The 23445-nt window shown below is 62.6% G+C and carries 18 protein-coding genes; 7 read left to right on the top strand and 11 right to left on the bottom strand.

Annotation, left to right across the window (positions count from 1 at the left end; all coding sequences use genetic code 11):
• Positions 1–137 precede the first annotated feature (137 nt).
• Entirely contained in the window at positions 138–449 is a 312-nt protein-coding gene (gene cutA, locus BT179_RS21235) for a YqfO family protein (RefSeq protein ID WP_072431580.1), read from the bottom strand.
• 4 nt (positions 450–453) lie between these two features.
• Positions 454–4350 carry a phosphoribosylformylglycinamidine synthase gene (gene purL, locus BT179_RS21230; protein WP_072397201.1) on the bottom strand — a complete coding sequence of 1299 codons (3897 nt, stop codon included), beginning with the start codon at positions 4348–4350 and terminating at the stop codon, positions 454–456.
• A gap of 288 nt (positions 4351–4638) precedes the next feature.
• Between purL and mltF the strand changes: the two genes are divergently transcribed.
• A complete protein-coding gene (gene mltF, locus BT179_RS21225) occupies positions 4639–6099 on the top strand; it encodes a membrane-bound lytic murein transglycosylase MltF (RefSeq protein ID WP_072397199.1) in 1461 nt (486 codons plus the stop codon).
• Between the two features lie 61 nt (positions 6100–6160).
• On the opposite strand, the gene pdxJ is transcribed toward mltF, so the two are convergent.
• The 8 genes from pdxJ to lptF all read right to left on the bottom strand — a co-directional run bounded on the left by pdxJ (position 6161) and on the right by lptF (position 14534).
• Positions 6161–6904 carry a pyridoxine 5'-phosphate synthase gene (gene pdxJ, locus BT179_RS21220; RefSeq protein WP_072397187.1) on the bottom strand — a complete coding sequence of 248 codons (744 nt, stop codon included), beginning with the start codon at positions 6902–6904 and terminating at the stop codon, positions 6161–6163.
• 50 nt (positions 6905–6954) lie between these two features.
• Positions 6955–7644, bottom strand: a complete 690-nt coding sequence (gene recO, locus BT179_RS21215; protein ID WP_072397176.1) for a DNA repair protein RecO — start codon at positions 7642–7644, stop codon at positions 6955–6957.
• A gap of 171 nt (positions 7645–7815) precedes the next feature.
• Complete coding sequence (gene era / locus BT179_RS21210) at positions 7816–8718, bottom strand: GTPase Era (protein WP_030139611.1); 903 nt, start codon at positions 8716–8718, stop codon at positions 7816–7818.
• Positions 8711–9400 carry a ribonuclease III gene (gene rnc / locus BT179_RS21205; protein WP_072397174.1) on the bottom strand — a complete coding sequence of 230 codons (690 nt, stop codon included), beginning with the start codon at positions 9398–9400 and terminating at the stop codon, positions 8711–8713. The genes era and rnc overlap by 8 nt, the downstream gene beginning before the upstream one ends.
• Before the next feature lie 168 nt (positions 9401–9568).
• Complete coding sequence (gene lepB, locus BT179_RS21200) at positions 9569–10423, bottom strand: signal peptidase I (RefSeq protein ID WP_072431579.1); 855 nt, start codon at positions 10421–10423, stop codon at positions 9569–9571.
• Positions 10424–10428: 5 nt separating this feature from the next.
• A complete protein-coding gene (gene lepA, locus BT179_RS21195; protein WP_072397170.1) occupies positions 10429–12228 on the bottom strand; it encodes a translation elongation factor 4 in 1800 nt (599 codons plus the stop codon).
• 130 nt (positions 12229–12358) lie between these two features.
• On the bottom strand, positions 12359–13420 hold the full coding sequence (gene lptG, locus BT179_RS21190; protein WP_072397168.1) for an LPS export ABC transporter permease LptG: 1062 nt from the start codon (positions 13418–13420) through the stop codon (positions 12359–12361).
• Positions 13413–14534, bottom strand: coding sequence for an LPS export ABC transporter permease LptF (lptF, locus tag BT179_RS21185; protein ID WP_072397166.1), 1122 nt, complete (start codon positions 14532–14534; stop codon positions 13413–13415). Before lptF ends, lptG begins: the two co-directional genes overlap by 8 nt.
• A 358-nt stretch (positions 14535–14892) precedes the next feature.
• On the opposite strand from lptF, the gene BT179_RS21180 reads away from it, so the two are divergent.
• The 5 genes from BT179_RS21180 (at position 14893) to rlmF (ending at position 21606) form a co-directional block, all read left to right on the top strand.
• Positions 14893–16383 carry a leucyl aminopeptidase gene (locus BT179_RS21180; RefSeq protein WP_072431578.1) on the top strand — a complete coding sequence of 497 codons (1491 nt, stop codon included), beginning with the start codon at positions 14893–14895 and terminating at the stop codon, positions 16381–16383.
• 60 nt (positions 16384–16443) lie between these two features.
• Positions 16444–16872: a DNA polymerase III subunit chi gene (locus tag BT179_RS21175; protein ID WP_072397162.1), complete on the top strand. Its 429-nt coding sequence runs from the start codon at positions 16444–16446 to the stop codon at positions 16870–16872.
• A gap of 7 nt (positions 16873–16879) precedes the next feature.
• The gene (locus tag BT179_RS21170; protein WP_072431577.1) at positions 16880–17245 is read left to right on the top strand and encodes a DNA polymerase III subunit chi; all 366 of its coding nucleotides are present in this window, start codon (positions 16880–16882) and stop codon (positions 17243–17245) included.
• A 232-nt stretch (positions 17246–17477) separates the two neighbouring features.
• Positions 17478–20324: a valine--tRNA ligase gene (locus BT179_RS21165; RefSeq protein WP_072431576.1), complete on the top strand. Its 2847-nt coding sequence runs from the start codon at positions 17478–17480 to the stop codon at positions 20322–20324.
• Between the two features lie 256 nt (positions 20325–20580).
• A complete protein-coding gene (rlmF, locus tag BT179_RS21160; protein ID WP_072397215.1) occupies positions 20581–21606 on the top strand; it encodes a 23S rRNA (adenine(1618)-N(6))-methyltransferase RlmF in 1026 nt (341 codons plus the stop codon).
• 130 nt (positions 21607–21736) lie between these two features.
• Here the strand turns inward: rlmF and BT179_RS21155 are convergent, their stop codons facing one another.
• Positions 21737–22018, bottom strand: a complete 282-nt coding sequence (locus BT179_RS21155; RefSeq protein ID WP_072397156.1) for an HU family DNA-binding protein — start codon at positions 22016–22018, stop codon at positions 21737–21739.
• A 395-nt stretch (positions 22019–22413) separates the two neighbouring features.
• Here BT179_RS21155 and yejK point away from each other — a divergent pair, with 395 nt between their 5' ends.
• Positions 22414–23418, top strand: coding sequence for a nucleoid-associated protein YejK (gene yejK / locus BT179_RS21150; RefSeq protein WP_072397154.1), 1005 nt, complete (start codon positions 22414–22416; stop codon positions 23416–23418).
• The last annotated feature ends 27 nt before the right edge of the window (positions 23419–23445 follow it).

The following is a 23445-nucleotide window of genomic DNA, read 5'->3' as shown; positions in this document are numbered from 1 at the left end:
GTGTTCATGAGAGATCCTCCGCCGAAAACGAGAAAAGCCCTGCAAGCGTAAACCTGCAGGGCTTCTCGGTCAGGCTGACCATCTCATTAAACCCGCTGAATCCGTCAGCGGGTTTTTCATTTCAACGGCCAGGGGGATCAGAAATCCTCCAGCCGCCACACTTCATACGCCGGTGTCTCGTAGGGATGGCTCTGTTTCAGCGCCTCCACCACCGCGCGGATCAGCTCATCGGCCACGACAAGCTCCACCTTCCATTCCTCGACCTGCTCGACCTGTCCCGCCTCGCCGATGAACGGCTGGCTGCCGGCCAACGGACGGAACTGGCCAAGGCCCAGCACTTGCCAGGCGCAGTGGTCGTAATCGCCGATTCGCCCACCACCCGCGGCGAATACGGCGCTCTTGACCAGGTCTACATGGCTGGCCGGGACGAAGAAGCAGAGCTTGTACACGGCCTCAGTTCACCCAAACGCGGGCGTTGCGGAACATGCGCATCCACGGTGCGTCTTCGCTCCAGTCGTCCGAACGCCACGAGTTCTGCACGGCGCGGAACATACGCTCCGGGTGCGGCATCATGATCGTGACGCGGCCGTCGCGGCTGGTCAGGCCAGTGATCCCGCGTGGCGAACCGTTCGGGTTGGCCGGGTAGGTCTCGGTGACCTTGCCATGGTTGTCGACGAACCGCAGCGACACGCAACCGGACAGGTCGGCTTCGAGCAGCGCTTCCTCGCTTTCGAATTCCGCATGGCCTTCGCCGTGGGCGATGGCGATCGGCATGCGCGAACCGGCCATGCCCTGCAGGAAGATCGAGTTCGACTCCTGCACCTGGACCATGGCCACGCGGGCTTCGAACTGCTCGGAACGGTTGCGCACGAAGTGCGGCCAGAACTCACTGCCCGGGATCAGCTCGTGCAGGTTGGAAATCATCTGGCAACCGTTGCACACACCGAGGGTGAAGCTGTCGTTACGCTCGAAGAAGCCCTGGAAGGCATCGCGGGCGCGGCTGTTGAACAGCGCCGACTTGGCCCAGCCTTCACCGGCACCCAGCACGTCGCCGTAGGAGAAACCGCCACAGGCGACCAGGCCCTTGAAGTCGTTCAGGTCGACACGACCGGCCAGGATGTCGCTCATGTGCACGTCGATCGCGTTGAAGCCGGCGCGATCGAATGCCGCCGCCATTTCCACCTGGCCGTTGACGCCCTGCTCGCGCAGCACCGCCACTTGCGGGCGAATGCCTTTCTTGATGTAAGGCGCGGCCACGTCTTCGTTGACGTCGTAGCTGAGCTTGGCGCTCAGGCCAGGGTTGTCTTCTTCCAGCAGCACGTCGAATTCCTGGTCGGCGCACTCGGCGTTGTCCCGCAGACGCTGGATCTGGTAGCTGGTCTCTGCCCACTGACGCTGCAACAGGCGGCGCTGGCCTTCGAAGACCGTATCGCCGTTGAAGGTGATGTTGATGTGGGCGTTGTTGATCGGCTGGCCGATCACCGAGACGCACTCGGCCAGGCCCGCTGCGCTGAACTGGGCGAGGATGTCCGGAGTGGCGTCCTGGCGCACCTGGATCACCGCGCCCAGTTCTTCGTTGAAGAGGATGGCCGGGATCTCGGCGGCGGTTTCGGCGACGCTGTCGAGGGTCAGGCTCAGGCCGCAATGGCCGGCGAAGGCCATTTCCACCACGGTGGTCAGCAGACCGCCGTCGGAACGGTCGTGATAGGCCAGCAGGTGGCCGTCGGCATTGAGGCCCTGGATCACGGCGAAGAACGCCTTCAGGTCTTCGGCGTCATCGACGTCCGGTGCCTGCTTGCCGAGCTTGCCATGCACCTGGGCGAGAATCGAGGCGCCCATGCGGTTCTGGCCACGGCCCAGGTCGATGAGGATCAGGTCGGTGGTGCCCTTGTCCATGCGCAACTGAGGGGTCAGGGTCTTGCGGATGTCGGTCACCGGGGCGAAGCCGGTCACGATCAGCGACAGCGGCGACGTCACGCTCTTGTCCACGCCGTCTTCGTTCCAGCGCGTGGCCATGGACATGGAGTCCTTGCCCACCGGGATGGTGATACCCAGTTCGGGGCACAGCTCCATGCCGACGGCCTTGACGGTGTCGTACAAGCGGGCATCTTCACCCGGATGGCCGGCCGCGGACATCCAGTTGGCCGACAGCTTGATGTCGGAGATCTTGCCGATGCGCGACGCCGCCAGGTTGGTCAGGGTCTCGCCGATCGCCATGCGGCCCGACGCCGGGGCATCCAGCAGCGCCAGCGGCGTACGCTCGCCCATGGCCATCGCTTCACCGGTGTAGACGTCGAAGCTGGTGGCGGTCACGGCAACGTCGGCCACCGGCACCTGCCATGGACCGACCATCTGGTCACGGGCCACGAGGCCGGTGATGGTGCGGTCGCCGATGGTGATCAGGAAGCTCTTGCTCGCCACGGCCGGGTGATGCAGGACACGCTCGATGGAATCGGCGATGTCCAGGGTCGAAGGGTCGAAATCGTCGCCCAGCTCGTTTTCGCGCACGGCCGAACGGTGCATGCGCGGCGCCTTGCCCAGCAGGACTTCCAGTGGCATGTCCACCGGGCTGTTGCCGAAGTGGCTGTCGGTGACGGTCAGCTGCGGCTCGGCGGTGGCTTCGCCGACCACGGCGAACGGGCAACGCTCGCGTTCGCAGATGGCCTTGAAGCGCTCGAAGTCGGCCGGGCCCACCGCCAGGACGTAGCGTTCCTGGGACTCGTTGCTCCAGATTTCGTGCGGGGCCATGCCCGGCTCGTCATTCGGGATATTGCGCAGTTCGAAGCGACCGCCGCGGCCGCCGTCGTTGACCAGCTCCGGGAAGGCGTTGGACAGGCCACCGGCGCCGACGTCGTGGATGAAGCTGATGGGGTTGTGCTCGCCCAACTGCCAGCAACGGTCGATGACCTCCTGGCAACGGCGTTCCATTTCCGGGTTTTCCCGCTGGACCGAAGCGAAGTCCAGGTCGGCCGAGCTGGTGCCGGTGGCCATGGAGGACGCAGCGCCGCCGCCCAGGCCGATCAGCATGGCCGGGCCGCCGAGGACGATCAGCTTGGAGCCGACCACGATCTCGCCTTTCTGCACGTGTTCGGCGCGGATGTTGCCCATGCCGCCGGCGAGCATGATCGGCTTGTGGTAGCCGCGCACCTCTTCGCCACGCGGGGTGGTGATGGACTGCTCGAACGTGCGGAAGTAGCCGGTCAGGGCCGGACGGCCGAATTCGTTGTTGAACGCGGCGCCGCCCAGCGGGCCTTCGATCATGATGTCCAGGGCGTTGACGATGCGTTCAGGCTTGCCGTACGGCTTTTCCCAAGGCTGTTCGAAGCCGGGGATCTGCAGGTTCGACACGGTGAAGCCGGTCAGGCCGGCCTTGGGCTTGGCGCCACGGCCGGTGGCGCCTTCGTCGCGGATCTCGCCGCCGGAACCGGTGGACGCGCCCGGGAACGGGGCAATCGCGGTCGGGTGGTTGTGAGTCTCGACCTTCATCAGGATGTGCACCGGCTCCTGGACCGCACCGTACTGGCGGGTCTCGGGATTCGGGAAGAACCGGCCGGCGACATTGCCGACGATCACGGCGGCGTTGTCCTTATAGGCCGACAGTACGCCTTCGTTGTGCATCTGATAGGTGTTCTTGATCATGCCGAACAGGCTTTTTTCCTGGCTCTGGCCGTCGATGTCCCAACTGGCGTTGAAGATCTTGTGGCGGCAGTGCTCGGAGTTGGCCTGGGCGAACATCATCAGTTCGATGTCGTGGGGATTGCGCTTCAAGCCCTGGAAAGCGTTGACCAGGTAGTCGATCTCGTCCTCGGCCAGGGCCAGGCCCAGTTCGGCGTTGGCTTTTTCCAGTGCGGCACGCCCCCCGCCCAGCACGTCGATGGCGGTCAGGGGCTTGGGTTCGGCGTGGCTGAACAGGCCGGCAGCCTGCTCCAGGTCGCCCAGCACCACCTGGGTCATGCGATCGTGCAGGCCGTCGGCGATCAGTTGGGCCTCGGCCTCGCTGAACTCACCGGCGACATAGAAGGCAATGCCACGTTCCAGGCGCTGGATTTTCGACAGGCCGCAGTTGCGGGCGATGTCGCTGGCCTTGCTCGACCAGGGCGAAATGGTGCCGAAACGCGGCAGGACCAGGAACAGACGACCGGTCGGCTCCTGGACGGGAACGCTGGGACCGTACTTCAGAAGGCGCGCGAGCACCTGCTGTTCGTCGCCGGTCAAACCGCCGGTGACTTCGGCGAAGTGAGCGAATTCAGCATACAAGCCACTGACAGCCGGAACCTTCTGGCTCAGTTGCTCAAGGAGTTTGCTGTGGCGAAAGGCAGAAAGGGCAGGAGCGCCGCGCAGGATCAACATCTTCGGGACAGCCTCGGGAAGGGGTGTGCTTTGAGGCCGTGCATTCTAGCCTAAACCGCCGCTGACGGCACCCGAAACGGCATGTCCGATACAGCCCGAATATCGGTCTTTGCCTTTACGGTGCCATCAGCCACGGGTTCCCGGGGTCCCACGGGATATATTTTTCAGCGTTCCGATCCCCGGCGCACGCCGGCCGGCCGGTGTTGCGGACATGTTTTGCAATCGCTAGCAGACTGGCCTGTCACTGTCGAGATATGGCGGTAAGGGCCGTTTGCGTATACTGCGCAGATGTTTTCCCCAACGGCTTTGCGTCCGCGATATGCCAGATGGCTGATCGCAACCGGACTCTTCCTGGTGCTCAGTGGCTGTGTTGAGAAACCCAACACACTGGAGCGCGTAAAGGAGGATGGCGTGCTGCGGGTGGTTACCCGAAACAGCCCTGCCACCTACTTCCAGGATCGCAACGGTGAAACCGGCTTCGAATACGAGCTGGTGAAGCGCTTCGCCGACGATTTGGGGGTGGAGCTGAAGATCGAGACCGCCGACAACCTCGATGACCTGTTCAGCCAGATCGGCAAGCCCAATGGCCCGGTCCTGGCCGCCGCCGGCCTGGTCAGCAGCGACCAGCGCAAGAAACAGGTGCGGTTTTCCCATTCCTACCTGGAAGTCACCCCCCAGGTCATCTATCGCAACGGCCAGTCACGCCCCACCGACGCGGCGGCCCTGGCGGGCAAGAAGATCATGGTGCTCAAGGGCAGCACCCACGCCGAACAGCTGGCACAGCTGAAACAGCAGTACCCGGGCATCGAATACGAAGAGTCCGACGCGGTCGAGGTGGTCGACCTGCTGCGCATGGTCGACGAAGGCCAGATCGACCTGACCCTGGTGGACTCCAACGAAGTGGCCATGAACCAGGTGTACTTCCCCAACGTCCGCGTGGCCTTCGACCTGGGCGACGCCCGCAGCCAGAGCTGGGCGGTGGCCCCCGGCGAAGACAACAGCCTGCTCAACGAGATCAACGGCTACCTCGACAAGGTGCAGAAGAACGGCACCCTGCAGCGCCTGAAGGATCGCTATTACGGCCACGTCGATGTCCTGGGCTACATGGGCGCCACCACGTTCGCCCAGCACCTGCAGCAGCGGTTGCCCAAATACGAACAGCACTTCAAGACCTACGCCAAGAAGGAAAAGATCGACTGGCGCCTGCTGGCCGCGATCGGCTACCAGGAATCGCTCTGGCAACCGGCGGTCACCTCCAAGACCGGCGTGCGCGGCCTGATGATGCTGACCCAGAACACCGCCCAGGCCATGGGCGTGTCCAACCGCCTGGATCCGAAGCAGAGCATCATGGGGGGCGCCAAGTACCTGGCCTACATGAAGGAACAGCTGGACGAGAGCATCCAGGAACCGGACCGCACCTGGTTCGCCCTCGCCGCCTATAACGTGGGCAGCGGTCACCTGGACGATGCCCGCAAGCTGGCGGCCAAGGAAGGTTTGAACCCGAACAAATGGCTGGACGTGAAGAAGATCCTGCCACGCCTGTCCCAGAAACAGTGGTACAGCAAGACCCGCTACGGCTACGCCCGGGGCGGCGAGCCAGTGCATTTCGTAGCGAACATCCGTCGCTACTACGACATCCTGACCTGGGTCACGCAGCCGCAGCTGGAAGGCAACCAGGTGGCCGAGGGCAACCTGCACGTACCGGGCGTCGACAAGAGCAAGCCGAACCAGGAAAGCCCGCAGCTTTAGTGAAGTCGCCACAATCTCTGTGGGAGCGAGCTTGCTCGCTCCCACAGAGATTGTGGCTGGCTCAGGACTTGGCGGCAGCCAGGATCAGCGCTTTCATTTCCGATACAGCCGATTTGAACCCGACAAACAACGCATGGGCCACCAGCGCATGGCCGATGTTCAGTTCGTTGATGCCCTTGATGGCCGCCACGGCCTCGACGTTATGGTAGTGCAGGCCATGGCCGGCGTTGACGATCAGGCCCTGGGCCAGGCCGAAGGTGACGCCATCGGCCACCCGCTGCAGTTCATCGGCCACATCGCCGGGGGTTTCGGCATCGGCATAACGACCGGTATGCAATTCGATGGCAGGCGCGCCGACCCGCCTGGACGCTTCGATCTGGCGCTCGTCGGCGTCGATGAACAGCGACACCTCGGCCCCGGTCTTCGACAGCCGCTCCACGGCGGCCTTGATCCGCGCTTGCTGTCCCGCCACATCCAGGCCACCCTCGGTGGTCAACTCCTGGCGCGTCTCCGGAACCAGGCAGATGTGCGCCGGACGGATGCGCTCGGCGAACGCCATCATTTCCTCGGTCACGCCCATTTCGAAGTTCATGCGGGTCTGCAGCACATCCTTGAGCAGCAGCACATCACGTTCCTGGATATGGCGCCGGTCCTCGCGCAAATGCACGGTGATGCCGTCAGCCCCCGCCTCCTCGGCGTCCAGCGCGGCCTTGACCGGATCCGGGTAACGGGTACCGCGGGCCTGGCGCAGGGTAGCAACATGGTCGATGTTCACGCCGAGAAGAATGCGATTGCTGGTGCTCACGAAAAGCGCTCCTGAATGGACAGATATTCGGCCCACAGCATACGGGTTGATCAGGGCTTGCGAAACAGCTCGCGACTGACCAGGGGCCGACCGCCCAGATGAACAGCCAGGGCCTGGCGCATCAGGCGCTTGGCTGCAGCCAAGGCACCCGGCGCGCTCCAGTCAGCCTCCGCCATGGCCAGGAGCTCGGCCCCGTTGAACAACCCGGGCTGCAACAGATGGACCTGCTCCAGGCCTGCGTCCACCTGCAGGCGATACAGGCCGTCGGCAATGATGGGCGCACCATGCAGATCGGTATCCAGGGCGAAACCGTAGCCCAGGTCATCCAGCAGGCGCCACTCGAACGAACGCAGCAAAGGCTCCAGTGGACGACCTTCGGCCAGGGCCAGCAGGGTTGCGGTGTAGTGATCGAACACCGCCGGATGGGGGTCTTCGGGAGGCAGCAGGCGAATCAGCAGCTCATTGAGGTACAGGCCGCTGAACAGCGCTTCGCCATTGAGCCAGGCCGCGACCCCGTTGCTTTCCATGCGGCCGACATTCTTCAGCTCGCCCCGACCGCGAAATTCGACTTCCAGCGGCACGAAAGGCCGCGCCAGCGTCCCGGCCTTGCCCCGCGCCCCACGCAACACCGCCCGCAGCCGCCCTTGCGGCGTGAGGAAGTCCACCAGGGCACTGCTTTCGCGATAGGCGCGGCTGTGGAGGACGTAGGCGGATTGAGCGATGGGTTGGGTTGGGGACATGGAAATCAGAGTTCTCGATAGACAAACAGCGTTTTTCTACAACCCCAAACCAATGTGGGAGCGGGCTTGCTCGCGATAGCGCTCTGTCAGTCAACATCCATGTTGAAGATCAGGCCCTCATCGCGAGCAAGCTCGCTCCCACAATGGCTCTTGGTACATCCAGTCAGCTGATCAGAGGTCGCCGTAACCCAAAGAACGCAGCGCCCGCTCATCGTCGGACCAGCCGCCTTTCACCTTGACCCACAGGTTGAGCATGATCTTGGAGTCGAACAGCAGTTCCATGTCCTTGCGCGCCTCGGTGCCGATGCGCTTGATGCGCTCACCCTTGTCGCCAATGATGATTTTCTTCTGGCCGTCACGTTCGACGAGGATCAGCGCATGGATGTGCAGGGTCTTGCCCTGTTGCTTGAACTCTTCGATTTCCACGGTGATCTGGTAGGGCAGCTCAGCGCCCATCTGGCGCATGATCTTCTCGCGCACCAGCTCCGCGGCGAGGAAACGGCTGCTGCGGTCGGTGATCTGGTCTTCAGGAAAGAAATGATCGTTTTCCGGCAGGTGCTCGGCAATCACCCGCTCCAGCGCATCGAGGTTGTGCCCGTGCTGGGCGGAGATCGGAATGATCTGTGCGTTGGGCAGCTGTTCCTGCAACCAGGACAGGTGCGGCATCAGCTCGGCCTTGTCTTCGATGCGGTCGGTCTTGTTCAGCGCCACGATCAGGGGGCCGGTCACGTACTGGACACGCTCGAGCACCATCTGGTCTTCTTCGGTCCACTTGGTGCGGTCGACCACGAAGATCACCACGTCGACATCTTTCAGCGCCGCCGAGGCGGTCTTGTTCATGTAGCGGTTCAGGGCCTTTTCGCCGCCCTTGTGCATGCCGGGGGTGTCGACGTAGATCGCCTGCACGTCGCCTTCGGTCTTGATGCCCAGCATGTTGTGACGGGTGGTCTGGGGCTTGCGCGAGGTGATCGCCAGCTTCTGGCCCAGGATGTGGTTCAGCAATGTGGACTTGCCCACGTTCGGCCGGCCGACGATGGCGACATAGCCGCAACGGGTAACGGTTGTATCAGTCATTGCCATTCTCCACGCCCAGGGCGATCAGTGCTGCGGCGGCTGCTACCTGCTCGGCAATACGGCGGCTCACGCCCTGGCCCCGGCTTTTTTCATTCAGTAGGACGACTTCGCACTCGACGAAGAAGGTCCGGCAATGCGGCTCGCCCTGGATATCCACGACTTCGTAGCGTGGCAGTTCGCAACTGCGCGATTGCAGGAACTCCTGCAAGCGGGTCTTGGGATCTTTGTTGGTGTCCACCAGCGTCAGGCTGTCGATTTCCGAGGTCAGCCAGGCCAGCACACGCTCCCGGGCCTTTTCCATGCCCGAATCCAGGTAGATCGCACCGATCAGGGCTTCCAGGGCGTCGGCCAGGATCGACTCGCGCCGGAAACCACCGCTTTTCAGTTCACCGGAACCCAGACGCAGGTATTCGCCCAGGTCGAAACCGCGGGCCAGTACGGCCAGGGTCTCACCTTTTACCAACCGTGCGCGCAAACGCGACAACTGGCCTTCGCGGGCCAGGGGAAAACGCTCGAACAGCGCCTCGCCGGCCACGAAGTTGAGAATGGCATCGCCGAGGAATTCCAGGCGTTCGTTATTGCGCCCGGCAAAACTGCGGTGAGTGAGCGCCAGGAGCATCAGCTCCTGGTCCTTGAAGGTGTAGCCGAGCTGGCGCTCGAGGCGGCTTAGAGAAACGCTCACGGTTTACCCACGCTGAGTTCGTGGCTGGATTCCACCGCCACGACGGCAAGGCACCGCGGGCTTGGGACAAATAACGCTGTGTTCAAAAATGACGTCCTGACTATCGTTGGCGCCTTGTGCAGGCTCCAGAAATGCATTCGGCGCTGTGTTCAACAGCGCCGTGTGTGTTTACTTGATCAGCCCGACCCGCGAGAAATTCGGCAGGTGACTGAGTTTGGGTTCCGGCCAGCTCATCCAGACCGCGAAGGCCTTGCCGACGATATTCCGGTCGGGAACCATGCCCAGCATGTCCCGGGGAATGTTCGGGTCATCCCAGTAGCGACTGTCGTTGGAGTTGTCGCGGTTGTCGCCCATCATGAAATAGTGCCCGGCCGGCACGGTCCACGAATGGTCCGGCGTGGCACGGTAGCGGCTCATTTCCTTGCGGATCAGGTGTTCGGCCTCGCCGAGCTTTTCCTGATACAGCTCGGCGCTGCCCAGCGTGCCAGGCTCGGAGCCGATCAACTGCTCGGCCACCAGTTCGCCATTGACGTAGAGTCGCTTGTCGGCCGTGTAGCGGATCCTGTCGCCCGGCAGGCCAACCACCCGCTTGATGTAGTTGACGTTCGGGTCGCTCGGAAAGCGAAACACCATGACGTCGCCGCGTTGCGGGTCACCCACCTCGATGACCTTCCTGTCGATCACCGGCAGGCGGATCCCGTAGGAGAACTTGTTCACCAGGATGAAGTCGCCCACGTCCAGGGTCGGCTTCATCGAACCCGATGGGATCTGGAAAGGCTCCACCAGGAACGAGCGCAGCACCAGCACGATGAACAGCACCGGGAAGAACGACTTGCCGTATTCCACCAGCAGGGGTTCCTTGCCGAGCTTTTCGACCACCACACCATCAGGCTGGCTGACGCTGCCCTGATAGGAGGCGATGGCGGCCCGGCGGCGGGGCGCCAGGAACAACAGATCGAGCAACGCCAACAGGCCGCAGACGAATACGGCGATAACCAGCAACAGCGGGAAATTTAGCGACATAGGACCTAACTATCCAACCTGAGCACCGCAAGGAAGGCTTCCTGTGGAATCTCCACGTTACCGACCTGCTTCATGCGTTTTTTACCGGCCTTCTGCTTTTCCAACAGCTTGCGCTTACGGCTCACGTCGCCGCCGTAGCATTTGGCCAATACGTTCTTTCTGAGCGCCTTGACGGTTGTACGCGCCACAATCTGCCCGCCAATGGCGGCCTGGATTGCCACGTCGAACATCTGCCGCGGAATCAGATCCTTCATCTTCTCGGTCAACGCACGACCTTTGTAGTGCGCGTTGTCACGGTGCACGATCAATGCCAGGGCATCCACCTTGTCGCCGTTGATCAGCACATCCAGCTTCACCAGATTAGCCGATTGGTAGCGATCGAAATGATAGTCCAGAGAAGCATAGCCGCGACTGGTGGATTTCAGGCGATCGAAGAAATCCAGCACCACTTCGTTCATGGGCAGATCGTAGGTCACTTGCACCTGGGTACCGAGGAACAGCATGTCGTGCTGCACGCCACGCTTCTCGATGCACAGGGTAATGACGTTGCCCAGGTGCTCCTGGGGCACAAGGATGTTGGCGCGCACGATCGGTTCGCGCATGTCCTCGATCGACGACAGGTCCGGCAGCTTGGAAGGGTTGTCGACGTAGATGGTTTCACCGGTCTTGAGCAGCAGCTCGAAGATTACCGTTGGCGCCGTGGTGATCAGGTCCAGGTCGTATTCGCGCTCCAGGCGCTCCTGGATGATTTCCATGTGCAGCATGCCCAGGAACCCGCAGCGGAAGCCGAAGCCCAGGGCGTCGGAGCTTTCCGGGGTGTACTGTAGCGACGAATCGTTGAGGGTCAGCTTCTGCAGGGCTTCGCGGAAGTCCTCGAAGTCATCGGAACTGACCGGGAACAGGCCCGCATAGACCTGGGGCTGGATCCGCTTGAAGCCTGGCAGCACATCGACGTCGGGGGTGGAACTCAAGGTCAGGGTATCGCCTACCGGCGCCCCGTGGATGTCCTTGATGCCGGCGATGATGAAGCCCACTTCACCGGCCTTGAGGTCGGTGGTAGCGGTGTGTTTCGGATTGAAGACGCCGACGCTGTCCACCAGGTGGACCTTGCCGGTGGACTTGACCAGGATCTTGTCGCCCTTTTTCACGCGGCCATGGCGCACGCGAACCAGCGAGACCACGCCCAGGTAGTTGTCGAACCAGGAGTCGATGATCAACGCTTGCAGCGGATCCTCGATGTTGCCGGTGGGCGCGGGAATGGTGCTCACCAGGCGCTCGAGCACCTCGTCCACCCCTAGGCCGGTCTTGGCGCTGCAGGTGACCGCGTCGGTGGCGTCGATCCCGATGATCTTCTCGATCTCTTCCTTGACGCGCTCCGGTTCGGCCTGGGGCAGGTCGATCTTGTTCAGGACCGGCATGACCTCCAGGCCCTGCTCGATGGCGGTGTAGCAGTTGGCGACCGACTGGGCCTCGACGCCCTGGCCGGCATCGACCACCAGCAACGCACCTTCACAGGCCGCCAGCGAGCGGCTGACTTCGTAGGTGAAGTCGACATGGCCCGGGGTGTCGATGAAGTTCAGCTGGTAGGTAATGCCGTCTTTGGCCTTGTAATAGAGGGTGACGCTGTGGGCCTTGATGGTAATCCCGCGCTCACGCTCCAGGTCCATGGAGTCCAGGACCTGGGCTTCCATTTCGCGTTCGGTCAGGCCGCCGCACATCTGGATGAAACGATCAGCCAGCGTCGACTTGCCATGGTCAATGTGGGCGATGATGGAGAAATTGCGGATATGACTCAAATCACTCACGGATCAACACTCAAAAAGGCTGCAGGCAAGGCCCGCCGAAAAATAGCCGGGAATTGTACCTGATACGGACGCCATTGTGGCGAGGGGATTTATCCCCTCGCCACAAGCCTGCTCGTCACAGGAATCGGGGTCAACCGGCCCGGCGCAGCAGCCAGAGCCCGGCCAGGGCACAGACACCGGCCGGCACCAGCACCGCGAGCAGCGGCGGGAAGCCGAACACCAGGCTCGATGGCCCCAGCAGGTCCTGGGCGATACGGAAGGTGAAGCCCACCAGCACACCGGTAAACACCCGCTGGCCGAGGGTCACCGAACGCAGCGGGCCGAAGATGAACGAGATCGCCATCAGGACCAGGGCAGCGGTGACCAGCGGTTGCAGCACCTTGACCCAAAATGCCAGCCAGTAACGGCCGTTGTTCAGGCCCTGGTCGGCCAGGTAGTGGATATACCCCCACAGGCCGGTGATCGACAGGGAGTCCGGGGCCATGACCACGGTGCTCAGCAATTGCGGGCTCAATGCCACATCCCAGCGTTCCTGAGGAGCCGCGACCACTTCGGTGCGCTTGTCATGGAACACGGTGGTGGTGACGTCGCTCAGCTGCCAGTGATCCTCGACGAAGGTGGCGCGTTTGGCGAAGCTCGACGACAGCATGTGCCGCTGGTCGTCGAAGCGATAACGGGTCACACCGTACAGGACGCCGTTTGGCTGGACCGAGTTGATGTGGATGAACTCGTCGCCCTGGCGATGCCAGAGGCCGTGCTTGGCGCTTTGCGCATCACCGCCGCCCTGGGCCAGGGAGCGATTGGCCTGGGCGGTGTTCTCGGTGGCCGGGGCGATGTATTCGCCGATCAGCACCCCCACCAGCATCAATACCAGCATGGGTTTCATGACCGCCCAGACGATCCGACCGATGGACACGCCAGCGGCACGCATGATCGTCAGCTCGCTGTTGCTGGCCAGGCTGCCCAGGCCGATCAGGCAGCCGATCAGCGCGGCCATCGGCAGCATGTCGTACAGGCGTCGTGGCGCGGTGAGCAGCACGTAGCTGGCCACGTCCATCAAGGTGTAGGTGTCGCTGACGTCGCCCATCTCGTCGACGAACGCGAACAGGGTCGCCAGGCCGAGGATGATCCCCAGCACCGCGAGGATCGCCATGAACACGCTGCTACCGATGTAGCGGTCGAGCTTAACCATGGGCCACCTCCCGCGCGCTGCGGCGACTGGCCAGTTTCAGGCGCAGCGGCTCCCAGTAGAGCAGCCCCAGGCCGATGGCCAGGAAGATCCCATGCACCCACCACAACCCCAGCAGCGGCGGGATCTTGCCTTTTTCCAGGGCGCCGCGGGCGGAAATCAGGATGGTCAGGTAAGCCATATACAAAAGAATCGCCGGCAGCAGCTTGAGGAAACGGCCCTGGCGCGGATTGACCCGAGCCAGCGGGACCGCCATGAGGGTCACGATAAACACCAGCAACGGCAGCGACAGGCGCCATTGCAGCTCGGTGCGGGCGCGGATGTCATTGTTGCCCAGCAGGCTGGAGGTCGGCATCGCGTCACGGTCAGTGACCTCTTCGCTGACCTCCGGCTTGGGTAGCAGCACGCCATAGGTGTCGTACTTGATGGCCCGGTAATCGGCCTGTCCAGGCTTGCCGTCGTAGCGGTAGCCGTTCTCCAGGATCAGGTAGCGGTTGCCGTCGGGGTTGATCTGCTGGCGCCCCTTCTCGGCCACCAGCACGGAGATGCCGCGGTCCTTCTTGCTGTCCGAGGACAGGTTCTTTTGCGTGATGAACACCCCGCCCAGGTCCACCCGGTCATCCGAAAGCTGCTCGGTGTAGGTGACACGGGTACCGTCGCGCAAGGCCTGGAAGCGTCCCGGCACCAGGGTATCGAACTCGGTCAGGGCATCCTGCTGGTTGATCAGCAGCTGGAACTGATTGGCCCCCTGGGGCGCCAGGCTCAGGCTCAGCCAGGCCACCAGCAGCGCCACCAGCGCAGCCGGAAACAGGGTGATACGAAACAGTCGCTGCTGGCTCATGCCGGTGGCCGACAACACGGTCATCTCGCTGTCCAGGTACAGGCGACCGTAGGCCAGCAGAATGCCGAGGAAAAGCCCCAACGGCAGGATCAACTGCAGGAAGCCGGGCAGGCGGAACCCCATGATCAAAAACAGCGAGCCCGGATCCAGGGCACCGGAGGCCGCCTGGGCCAGATATTTGATGAAGCGCCCGCTCATGATGATGACCAGCAGCACGGCGCTGACAGCGCTCAGGGTCAGCAGGACTTCGCGGGACAGGTAACGAAAGACGATCAAACCAGACACTCCAGGGTTGTCAGGCTAGGTTTTGCAGGAAAACGCCTGCGTGGCGATTTTCGTACAAACCCTAAGGCGGCCAAACAAGCAAACGTATCGAGCCGACCCGCCAAGACGAGCCGCCGAAAAAAGAGCCGCATTATCCTGTGATTGAGGGCGCCTGTCACTTCGCACGCTTTAAGCCGGCGACTAAAGCCACAAGTTAGCGCTACGGATGGCTTGTCAGCCTCGGGCGCCGAGGTTCAAACTGCGGCCTTTGTCGCCGGCAGACACCGGCGCTTCATCTATATAGAAGAAGCACGCTCAGCGCGCCATTGCAGGCGCCTGGCATCTTGACCATTCATTCAGGGATCCGGACATGGAACTGGTTGTAAAAAGCGTCAGCCCAGAAACGTTGAAAACCGCCACGCTGGTGGTCGCCGTCGGTGAAGAGCGCAAGCTCGGCGTCGTCGCCACCCAGCTCGATGCCCTGTGCGGCGGCGCCATCAGTGCCGTGCTCAAGCGCGGTGACCTGGCCGGCAAGGTCGGCCAGAGCCTGTTGCTGCACAACCTGCCCAACCTCAAGGCCGACCGCGTGCTGCTGGTGGGCGTGGGCAAGGACGCCGAGCTGGGCGACCGTCCGTTCCGCAAGATCATCGCCGGCGTGCTGGGGACCCTCAAGGGCCTCGGTGGGGGCGACGCCGCCCTGGCGCTGGACGAGCTGGTACTCAAGGGTCGCGACAGCTACGGCAAGAACCGTCTGCTGGTCGAAACCCTGGTGGACGGCGAATATCAGTTCGACCGCTTCAAGAGCCAGAAAGCCGAACCCCGCGCCCTGAAAAAAGTCACCCTGCTGACCATCAAGGCGGCGCAAGCCGAAGTCCAGCGCGCCGTGACTCACGCCACCGCGATTGCCAACGGCATGGCGCTGACCCGCGACCTGGGCAACCTGCCACCGAACATCTGCCACCCGACCTTCCTCGGCGAACAGGCCAAGGCACTGGGCAAGGCATTCAAAGGCCTGAAGGTCGAAGTCTTCGATGAAAAGAAGATCAAGGACCTGGGCATGGGTTCGTTCTACTCCGTGGGCCAGGGCAGCGCCCAGCCGCCACGCCTGATCGTCATGCAATACAACGGCGGCAAGAAATCCGAGAAGCCGTACGTGCTGGTCGGCAAGGGCATCACCTTCGACACCGGCGGCATCAGCCTCAAGCCAGGCGCCGGCATGGATGAGATGAAGTACGACATGGGCGGTGCCGCCAGCGTATTCGGCACCCTGCGTGCCGTGCTCGAGCTGCAACTGCCGATCAACGTGGTGGGCATCCTGGCCTGCGCCGAGAACATGCCAAGCGGCACGGCCTCCCGTCCGGGTGACATTGTCACCACCATGAGCGGCCAGACCGTGGAAATCCTCAACACCGACGCCGAAGGCCGCCTGGTGCTGTGCGACGCCCTCACCTACTCCGAGCGCTTCAAGCCGCAAGCGGTGATCGACATCGCAACCCTGACCGGTGCCTGCGTGGTGGCCCTGGGCGCCCATACCTCGGGCCTGCTGGGAAACAACGACGAGCTGATCGGCCAACTGCTCAGCGCCGGCCAGCAAGCCGACGACCGCGCCTGGCAACTGCCGCTGTTCGACGAATACCAGGAGCAACTGGACAGCCCGTTCGCCGACATCGCCAACATCGGCGGGCCGAAAGCCGGGACCATCACTGCCGCGTGCTTCCTGTCGCGCTTCACCAAGAACCTGAACTGGGCGCACCTGGACATCGCCGGCACGGCCTGGACCAGCGGCGGCAAGGACAAGGGAGCCACGGGGCGCCCGGTGCCCCTGCTGACCCAGTATCTGCTGGATCGCGCCAAGGCCTGACACCGATGACCGCCGGCGACGTCACCCCAGGGTGGCGTCACCGGTGGCTCAGGAACCGCAATGACCAAAGTCGATTTCTACATCCTGCCCAGCGCCGATCCGGCGGCACGGCTGGATTTTGCCTGCAAGCTCACCGAAAAGGCCTGGCGCATGGGCCACCGCATCTACCTGCATTGCAGCGATGCCGCCCAGCGCGAAGCGCTGGACGCACGTCTATGGTCCTTCAAGGGCGAGAGCTTCGTGCCCCACAGCCTGGCCGAAAGCGAGCCGCAAGGCCTGATCGTGCTTGGACTGGGGGATGACTGCGGCCAGCACCAGGACCTGCTGGTCAACCTTGACCTGAAAGTACCGGCCTTTGCCCAACGCTTCGCCCGCGTGGCGGAGGTGGTGGTGGAAGACCCGGCCATCCGGCAAGCCGCGCGGGAGAGTTTCCGTTTCTACCGCGAACAGGGCTATCCTCTGCAAGACCACCGTTTACAGCGACTCTGAGCCTACGATGGATACTCCAAAGACACCGCAAAAGCCTCCTCACCTGCTGGACGACCTGGAGTCGATCCGCCAGTTGCTCGGCGACGACAACTTGCAGCCACCGTTGCTGACCGAAACGGTGGAGCATCCGCCGGTCCATGAGGAACAGATCCCCTTGCTGTTCGAGCCGATCAACGGTCAGCCCGAACCCAGCCCGGCTCCCCAGCCCGAGCCTAAAGGCCCTGACGCCCTGCTGCACCTGGACAGGGAATTGCGCGCGGCCGCGCAACTGATCATGCAAGACGTCATCGACGACTTCGCGCCGCACATCGAGACCGAGATCAAGCGTCGACTGGATGCCCGGATGGAGCGGCTGCTGAGCCAGTACGAGTAACAGCCGACGCCTGAGCGATGGCACTTTCTGTGGGAGCGGGCTTGCTCGCGATAGCGCTGGTTCAGCCTGCATGGGTATCGAATGTGCTCCCCGTCGCGAGCAAGCTCGCTCCCACAGGTTCAACTGCGCTCCCCCCATCCGGCTTCTCGCTCGCAGCTTGTGGCTTGCACCAGCCCCTCCCGCTATACTTCCCGGCTTTTCCTGAATAAATGCCAATAGGGTCCCGCCGCGCATGGATAAGACCTACCAGCCGCACGCCATTGAAACTTCCTGGTACAACACCTGGGAGTCCGAGAATTATTTCGCTCCGCAAGGCGCGGGCGATTCCTACACCATCATGATTCCGCCGCCGAACGTCACCGGCAGCCTGCACATGGGCCACGGTTTCAACAACGCGATCATGGACGCCCTGATCCGTTTCCGCCGCATGCAAGGCCGCAACACCCTGTGGCAACCAGGCACAGACCACGCCGGTATCGCCACACAGATGCTGGTGGAGCGCCGCCTCGAAGCCCAGGGCCAGAGTCGTCATGACCTGGGCCGCGAAAAATTCCTCGAAAAAGTCTGGGAATGGAAAGCCGAGTCTGGCGGCAATATCAGCCGTCAGATCCGCCGCCTGGGCTCGTCCGTGGACTGGAGCCGCGAGCGTTTCACCATGGACGACGGCCTCTCGGAAGCAGTCAAGGAAGCCTTCGTGCGCCTGCACGAAGACGGGCTGATCTACCGCGGCAAGCGCCTGGTCAACTGGGACACCAAGCTGCACACCGCCATTTCCGACCTCGAGGTGGAAAACCACGACGAGAAGGGGTTCCTGTGGAACCTGAAATACCCGTTGGCCGACGGCGCTACCACGGCCGAAGGCAAGGACTACCTGATCGTCGCCACCACGCGTCCGGAAACCATGCTGGGCGATGCCGCCGTGGCAGTGAATCCGAACGACGAGCGCTACCAGGCCCTGATCGGCAAGTTCGTCGAGCTGCCCCTGGTGGGCCGGCGCATCCCGATCATCGCCGATGACTACTGCGACCCGGAATTCGGCACCGGCTGCGTGAAGATCACGCCAGCCCACGACTTCAACGACTATGAAGTCGGCAAGCGCCACAACCTGCCCCTGCTGAACATCTTCGACAAGAACGCCAGCGTCCTGCCGGCGGCCCAGGTGTTCAACCTCGACGGCACGCTGAACGAAAGCATCGACGGCAAGATCCCGGCCGAATACGCCGGCCTGGACCGCTTCGAGGCGCGCAAGCAGATCGTTGCCGCATTCGATGCCGCCGGCCTGCTGGTCAGCGTCGACGACCATGCCCTGAAAGTGCCGAAAGGCGACCGCTCCGGCACCATCATCGAGCCATGGCTGACCGACCAGTGGTACGTCTCCACCAAGCCCCTGGCCGAGCCGGCCATCGCCGCCGTGGAAGATGGCCGCATCCAGTTCGTGCCCAAGCAGTACGAGAACATGTACTTCTCGTGGATGCGCGACATCCAGGATTGGTGCATCAGTCGCCAGTTGTGGTGGGGCCATCGCATCCCGGCCTGGTACGACGAGTCGGGCAAGGTCTACGTCGGTCGCGATGAAGCCGAAGTCCGCGCCAAGCACAACCTTGGCCCGGACGTGGCGCTGCAACAGGACAACGACGTCCTCGATACCTGGTTCAGCTCGGGCCTGTGGACGTTCTCCACCCTGGGCTGGCCGCAGCAGACTGAATTCCTCAAGACATTCCACTCCACGGACGTGCTGGTCACCGGCTTCGACATCATTTTCTTCTGGGTCGCCCGGATGATCATGCTGACCATGCACCTGGTGAAGAACGAGGATGGCACCCCGCAAGTGCCGTTCAAGACCGTCTATGTCCATGGCCTGGTGCGCGACGGCCAGGGCCAGAAGATGTCCAAGTCCAAGGGCAACGTCCTGGACCCGCTGGACATCATCGACGGCATCGACCTGGAAACCCTGGTGCAGAAGCGCACCTCGGGCCTGATGCAACCGAAACTGGCGAAGAAGATCGAAAAAGCCACCCGCGAGGAGTTCGCCGAGGGCATCGCCAGCTACGGCACCGACGCCCTGCGCTTCACCTTCTGCTCGCTGGCGTCCACCGGTCGCGACATCAAGTTCGACATGGGCCGCGTCGAGGGCTACCGCAACTTCTGCAACAAGATCTGGAACGCCGCGCGCTACGTGCTGGACAAGGGTGAAGACTGCGGCCAGAACGGCGAAGCCTACGAGCTGACCCTGGCGGATCGCTGGATCATCTCCCAACTGCAGCGCACCGAAGCCGAAGTGACCCGCCAGCTGGACCAGTTCCGCTTCGACCTGGCCGCGCAAGCCTTGTACGAGTTCATCTGGAACCAGTATTGCGACTGGTACCTGGAACTGTCCAAGCCAGTACTGTGGGACGAGAACGCACCGGTCGAACGCCAGCGCGGCACCCGTCGCACCCTGGTGCGCGTACTGGAGGTGGCCCTGCGCCTGGCCCATCCGTTCATGCCGTTCATCACCGAGGAAATCTGGCAGCGCGTCGCACCGCTGGCAGGCATCCAAGGCAAGACGATCATGCTGCAGCCATGGCCGGTGGCCAACGAAACCCGTATCGATCCGGCCGCCGAAGACGACATCGAATGGCTCAAGACCTTCATGCTGGGCCTGCGTAACATTCGTGCCGAAATGAACATCGGTCCGGGCAAGCCGCTGACGCTGTTCCTGAAAAACGCCAACGCCGAAGATCTGCGCCGCCTCGAAGCGAACGAAGCGCTGCTCAGGAAGCTGGCGAAGCTGGAATCGGTAACGGTGCTGGCCGCCGGCGAAGAAGCGCCACTGTCCGCCACCGCCCTGGTCGGCGAGATGGAAGTGCTGGTACCGATGGCCGGCCTGATCGACAAGGCGGCGGAGCTGGCGCGCCTGGACAAGGAAATCCTGCGCCTGAAGGGCGAAGTGCAGCGAGTGGGTGGCAAACTGTCCAACGCAGGCTTCGTCGACAAGGCTCCGGCCGAGGTCATCGAGAAGGAGCGGGCCAAACTGGCCGAGGCTGAACAGGCCTTGGGCAAGCTGGCCGAGCAGCACGCGCGGATTGCCAGTTTGTAAGGGTGATTCGTCCACTGAAGAAGGAGGCCCTGGTGGCCTCCTTTTTTCTGCCTGGCACGTTCTTGCTCAGGCTGAACACTTCCTGTGGGAGCGCGTTTGATCGCGATAGCGTTGGATCAGCCTGCATCAATGCTGGATGGTGCGCCGCCATCGCGAACAAGCTCACGTCCGCATTTGAACGGTACCGTCATCAAGACCAGGCTGGATGTGGGACAATGCCCGTCACTTTATGAGCCATCCCCGAACCGACCCGCCCATGACCGCCCCTCGCACATCCAAACCCGCCCGTCCAAAGCCCAAGACTGCCCCGCAGGCCAAGCCCGTGGCGCCACGGGAGAAGGCCAGCCTGCACCCGCGCAATCGCCACCAGGGCCGCTACGACTTCCCGGCGCTGATCAAGAGCACGCCGGAACTGGCCAGGTTCGTGATCATCAACCCGTATGGCAAGGAAAGCATCGATTTCGCCAGCCCAGAGGCCGTGCGAGTCTTCAACCGGGCGCTGCTCAAGGCCTTCTATGGTATCGCCCACTGGGACATTCCGGCGGACTACCTGTGCCCTCCGGTACCAGGTCGCGCGGACTATGTGCACTTCCTGGCCGATCTGCTGGCCAGCCACAACGACGGTGAGATCCCACGGGGTGCGGCAGTAAAAGTGCTGGACATCGGCACCGGCGCCAACTGCGTGTATCCGCTGATCGGCCATAGCGATTATCGCTGGCATTTCCTGGGCTCGGACATCGACCCGACCGCCCTCGCCTCGGCCAAGGCCATCATCCAGTCCAATGGCTTGAACAAGGCGATCCAGTTGCGCCAGCAAGCCAATCCCAAACAGATCCTCCTGGGGCTGCTGGACGATGCCGAGCGGTTCGACCTGACCATGTGCAACCCGCCCTTCCATGCGTCCCTGGAAGAAGCCACCCGGGGCAGCCAGCGCAAATGGCGCGCCTTGGGCAAGGCCGATCCGAAACGCAAGCTGCCGGTGCTGAATTTCGGCGGCCAGGCCGCGGAACTGTGGTGCGAAGGGGGGGAGGCGCGCTTCGTGACGCAACTGATCGGCGAAAGCGTGCAAGTGGCCTCGCAGGTTTTGTGGTTCAGTACCCTGGTGTCGAAGGCCTCGAACCTGCCGGCGATTCAGTCCGCGCTGAACAAGGCCGGCGCGGTCCACAGCCAGGTGGTGGAGATGTCCCAGGGGCAGAAACAGAGCCGCTTCGTGGCCTGGACCTTCCACACCGAAGCCCAGCAACAAGCCTGGCGTCAGGCGCACTGGGCCCGCAAGGGCTGAATCGGCCCAGTCTCCGGGAGCGTTGCACGCCCCAGCGCAGATGCATCCCCCGCCACAGGCCACTTTATCCAAGGCAACAAAAAACCGTGCCCGGATCGCTCCGCGGCACGGTTTTTTTTCAAGCTCGATCTTACTTGTTGATGCCGTCGGTCAGCACTTTGGCTGGAACGAACTTGACGACTTTCTTGGCAGCGATTTCGATGGCGGCGCCAGTCGAAGGGTTGCGGCCAGTACGGGCAGGACGCTCGGTGACTTTCAGCTTGCCGATACCTGGCAAGGTGATTTCGCTGCCGTTTTCCAGTTGGTCGGCAACGATTTGGGCCAACTGGTCCAGAGCATTACGCGCGGTGGTTTTCGGCGCGTCGATAGCTTCAGCAACGTCAGCGATCAGTTGGTCTTTAGTAAGAGCCATGTAGTGTTCCTTCCCTATCAAATTCATATGGATTGCAGAGTGCAATGTCAGCCATCGAGCCCGATTTCTCGGATCAGGCGCCCTCGATCATTACCACGACGGGTCGGGGTAATAGATGCCGAAATCCGGGTTTGGTTCGACCTGACAAATGCTGAATGCACGCTTAACGCAGTGCCTTCGCGTAAGACCGGGCAAAACTAGCACAACGCCTCTGAAATATCCGCCTTTAGCTACCCATTTGGTCAGCTTTATTGAGCTAAATCGGTAAAAAAATGCATATGGCGTGTCGGATGGGTCTGAAAGGACCTTCACAGCACGCCAAAACCAATGGTTGCGGTACACTGCGGCTTTTTCGGGGAGCACGCCCTCCCCTCTTTTCAACAGCCGAGAAGCCCATGCCGATCCGTCATTGCATTGTCCACCTGATCGACAAAAAACCCGACGGCACCCCCGCAGTGCTCCACGCCCGAGACTCCGAGCTGGCAGAGTCCACGGCCATCGAGAACATGCTTGCCGACCTCAACGAGAGCTACAACGCCAAGCAAGGCAAGGCCTGGGGGTTCTTCCATGCCGAATCCGGCGCCCATCCTTTCAGCGGCTGGCTGAAGGAGTACCTGGACGGCGGCAAGGATTTCACCGCGTTCAGTCGCGTGGCGGTGGAGCACCTGCAGAAGCTGATGGAGGAGTCCAACCTGTCGGTGGGCGGCCACGTCTTGTTCGCCCATTACCAACAGGGCATGACCGACTACCTGGCAATCGCCCTGCTGCACCACAGCGAAGGCGTTGCGGTCACCGATGAACTGGACGTCACGCCATCCCGTCACCTGGACCTGGGCCAATTGCACCTGGCGGCGCGGATCAACGTGTCGGAGTGGCAGAACAACAAGCAATCCCGGCAGTACATTTCCTTCATCAAGGGCAAGAACGGCAAGAAGGTCTCGGAGTACTTCCGCGACTTCATCGGCTGCCAGGAGGGCGTCGACGGCCCCGGCGAGACCCGCACCCTGCTTAAGGCCTTCAGCGACTTCGTCGAAAGTGAAGACCTGCCTGAAGACGATGCCCGGGAAAAGACCAAGACCCTGGTGGATTACGCCAGCAGCCAGGCCAAGCTCGGCGAACCCATGGGCCTGGAAGAGCTGTCCGAGCTGATCGACGAGGATCGCCCGAAAGCCTTCTACGATCATATCCGCAACAAGGACTACGGCCTGTCACCGGAAATCCCGGCGGATAAACGTACCCTCAACCAGTTCCGGCGCTTCACCGGCCGGGCCGAAGGCTTGTCCATCAGCTTCGAAGCGCACCTGCTGGGCTCCAAGATCGAGTATGACGAAGAAGCCGGCACACTGATCATCAAGGGGTTGCCCACGTCGCTGACCGATCAGTTGAAACGCCGCACCTGAAGTCCAAGCGCTCCCACGCGGTTCAAG

Source organism: Pseudomonas sp. NFACC43 (genome assembly GCF_900119645.1).
Classification (GTDB): domain Bacteria; phylum Pseudomonadota; class Gammaproteobacteria; order Pseudomonadales; family Pseudomonadaceae; genus Aquipseudomonas.
This window is presented reverse-complemented; position numbering and strand designations above follow the sequence as displayed.

Excerpts from the sequence above, each read along its gene's own strand:
- purL (WP_072397201.1), bottom strand. The coding sequence starts at position 4,350 with ATGTTGATCCTGCGCGGCGCTCCTGCCCTTTCTGCCTTTCGCCACAGC.
- mltF (WP_072397199.1), top strand. The coding sequence starts at position 4,639 with ATGTTTTCCCCAACGGCTTTGCGTCCGCGATATGCCAGATGGCTGATC.
- recO (WP_072397176.1), bottom strand. The coding sequence starts at position 7,644 with ATGTCCCCAACCCAACCCATCGCTCAATCCGCCTACGTCCTCCACAGC.
- era (WP_030139611.1), bottom strand. The coding sequence starts at position 8,718 with ATGACTGATACAACCGTTACCCGTTGCGGCTATGTCGCCATCGTCGGC.
- lepB (WP_072431579.1), bottom strand. The coding sequence starts at position 10,423 with ATGTCGCTAAATTTCCCGCTGTTGCTGGTTATCGCCGTATTCGTCTGC.
- lptG (WP_072397168.1), bottom strand. The coding sequence starts at position 13,420 with ATGGTTAAGCTCGACCGCTACATCGGTAGCAGCGTGTTCATGGCGATC.
- BT179_RS21180 (WP_072431578.1), top strand. The coding sequence starts at position 14,893 with ATGGAACTGGTTGTAAAAAGCGTCAGCCCAGAAACGTTGAAAACCGCC.
- BT179_RS21175 (WP_072397162.1), top strand. The coding sequence starts at position 16,444 with ATGACCAAAGTCGATTTCTACATCCTGCCCAGCGCCGATCCGGCGGCA.
- BT179_RS21170 (WP_072431577.1), top strand. The coding sequence starts at position 16,880 with ATGGATACTCCAAAGACACCGCAAAAGCCTCCTCACCTGCTGGACGAC.
- BT179_RS21165 (WP_072431576.1), top strand. The coding sequence starts at position 17,478 with ATGGATAAGACCTACCAGCCGCACGCCATTGAAACTTCCTGGTACAAC.
- rlmF (WP_072397215.1), top strand. The coding sequence starts at position 20,581 with ATGACCGCCCCTCGCACATCCAAACCCGCCCGTCCAAAGCCCAAGACT.
- BT179_RS21155 (WP_072397156.1), bottom strand. The coding sequence starts at position 22,018 with ATGGCTCTTACTAAAGACCAACTGATCGCTGACGTTGCTGAAGCTATC.
- yejK (WP_072397154.1), top strand. The coding sequence starts at position 22,414 with ATGCCGATCCGTCATTGCATTGTCCACCTGATCGACAAAAAACCCGAC.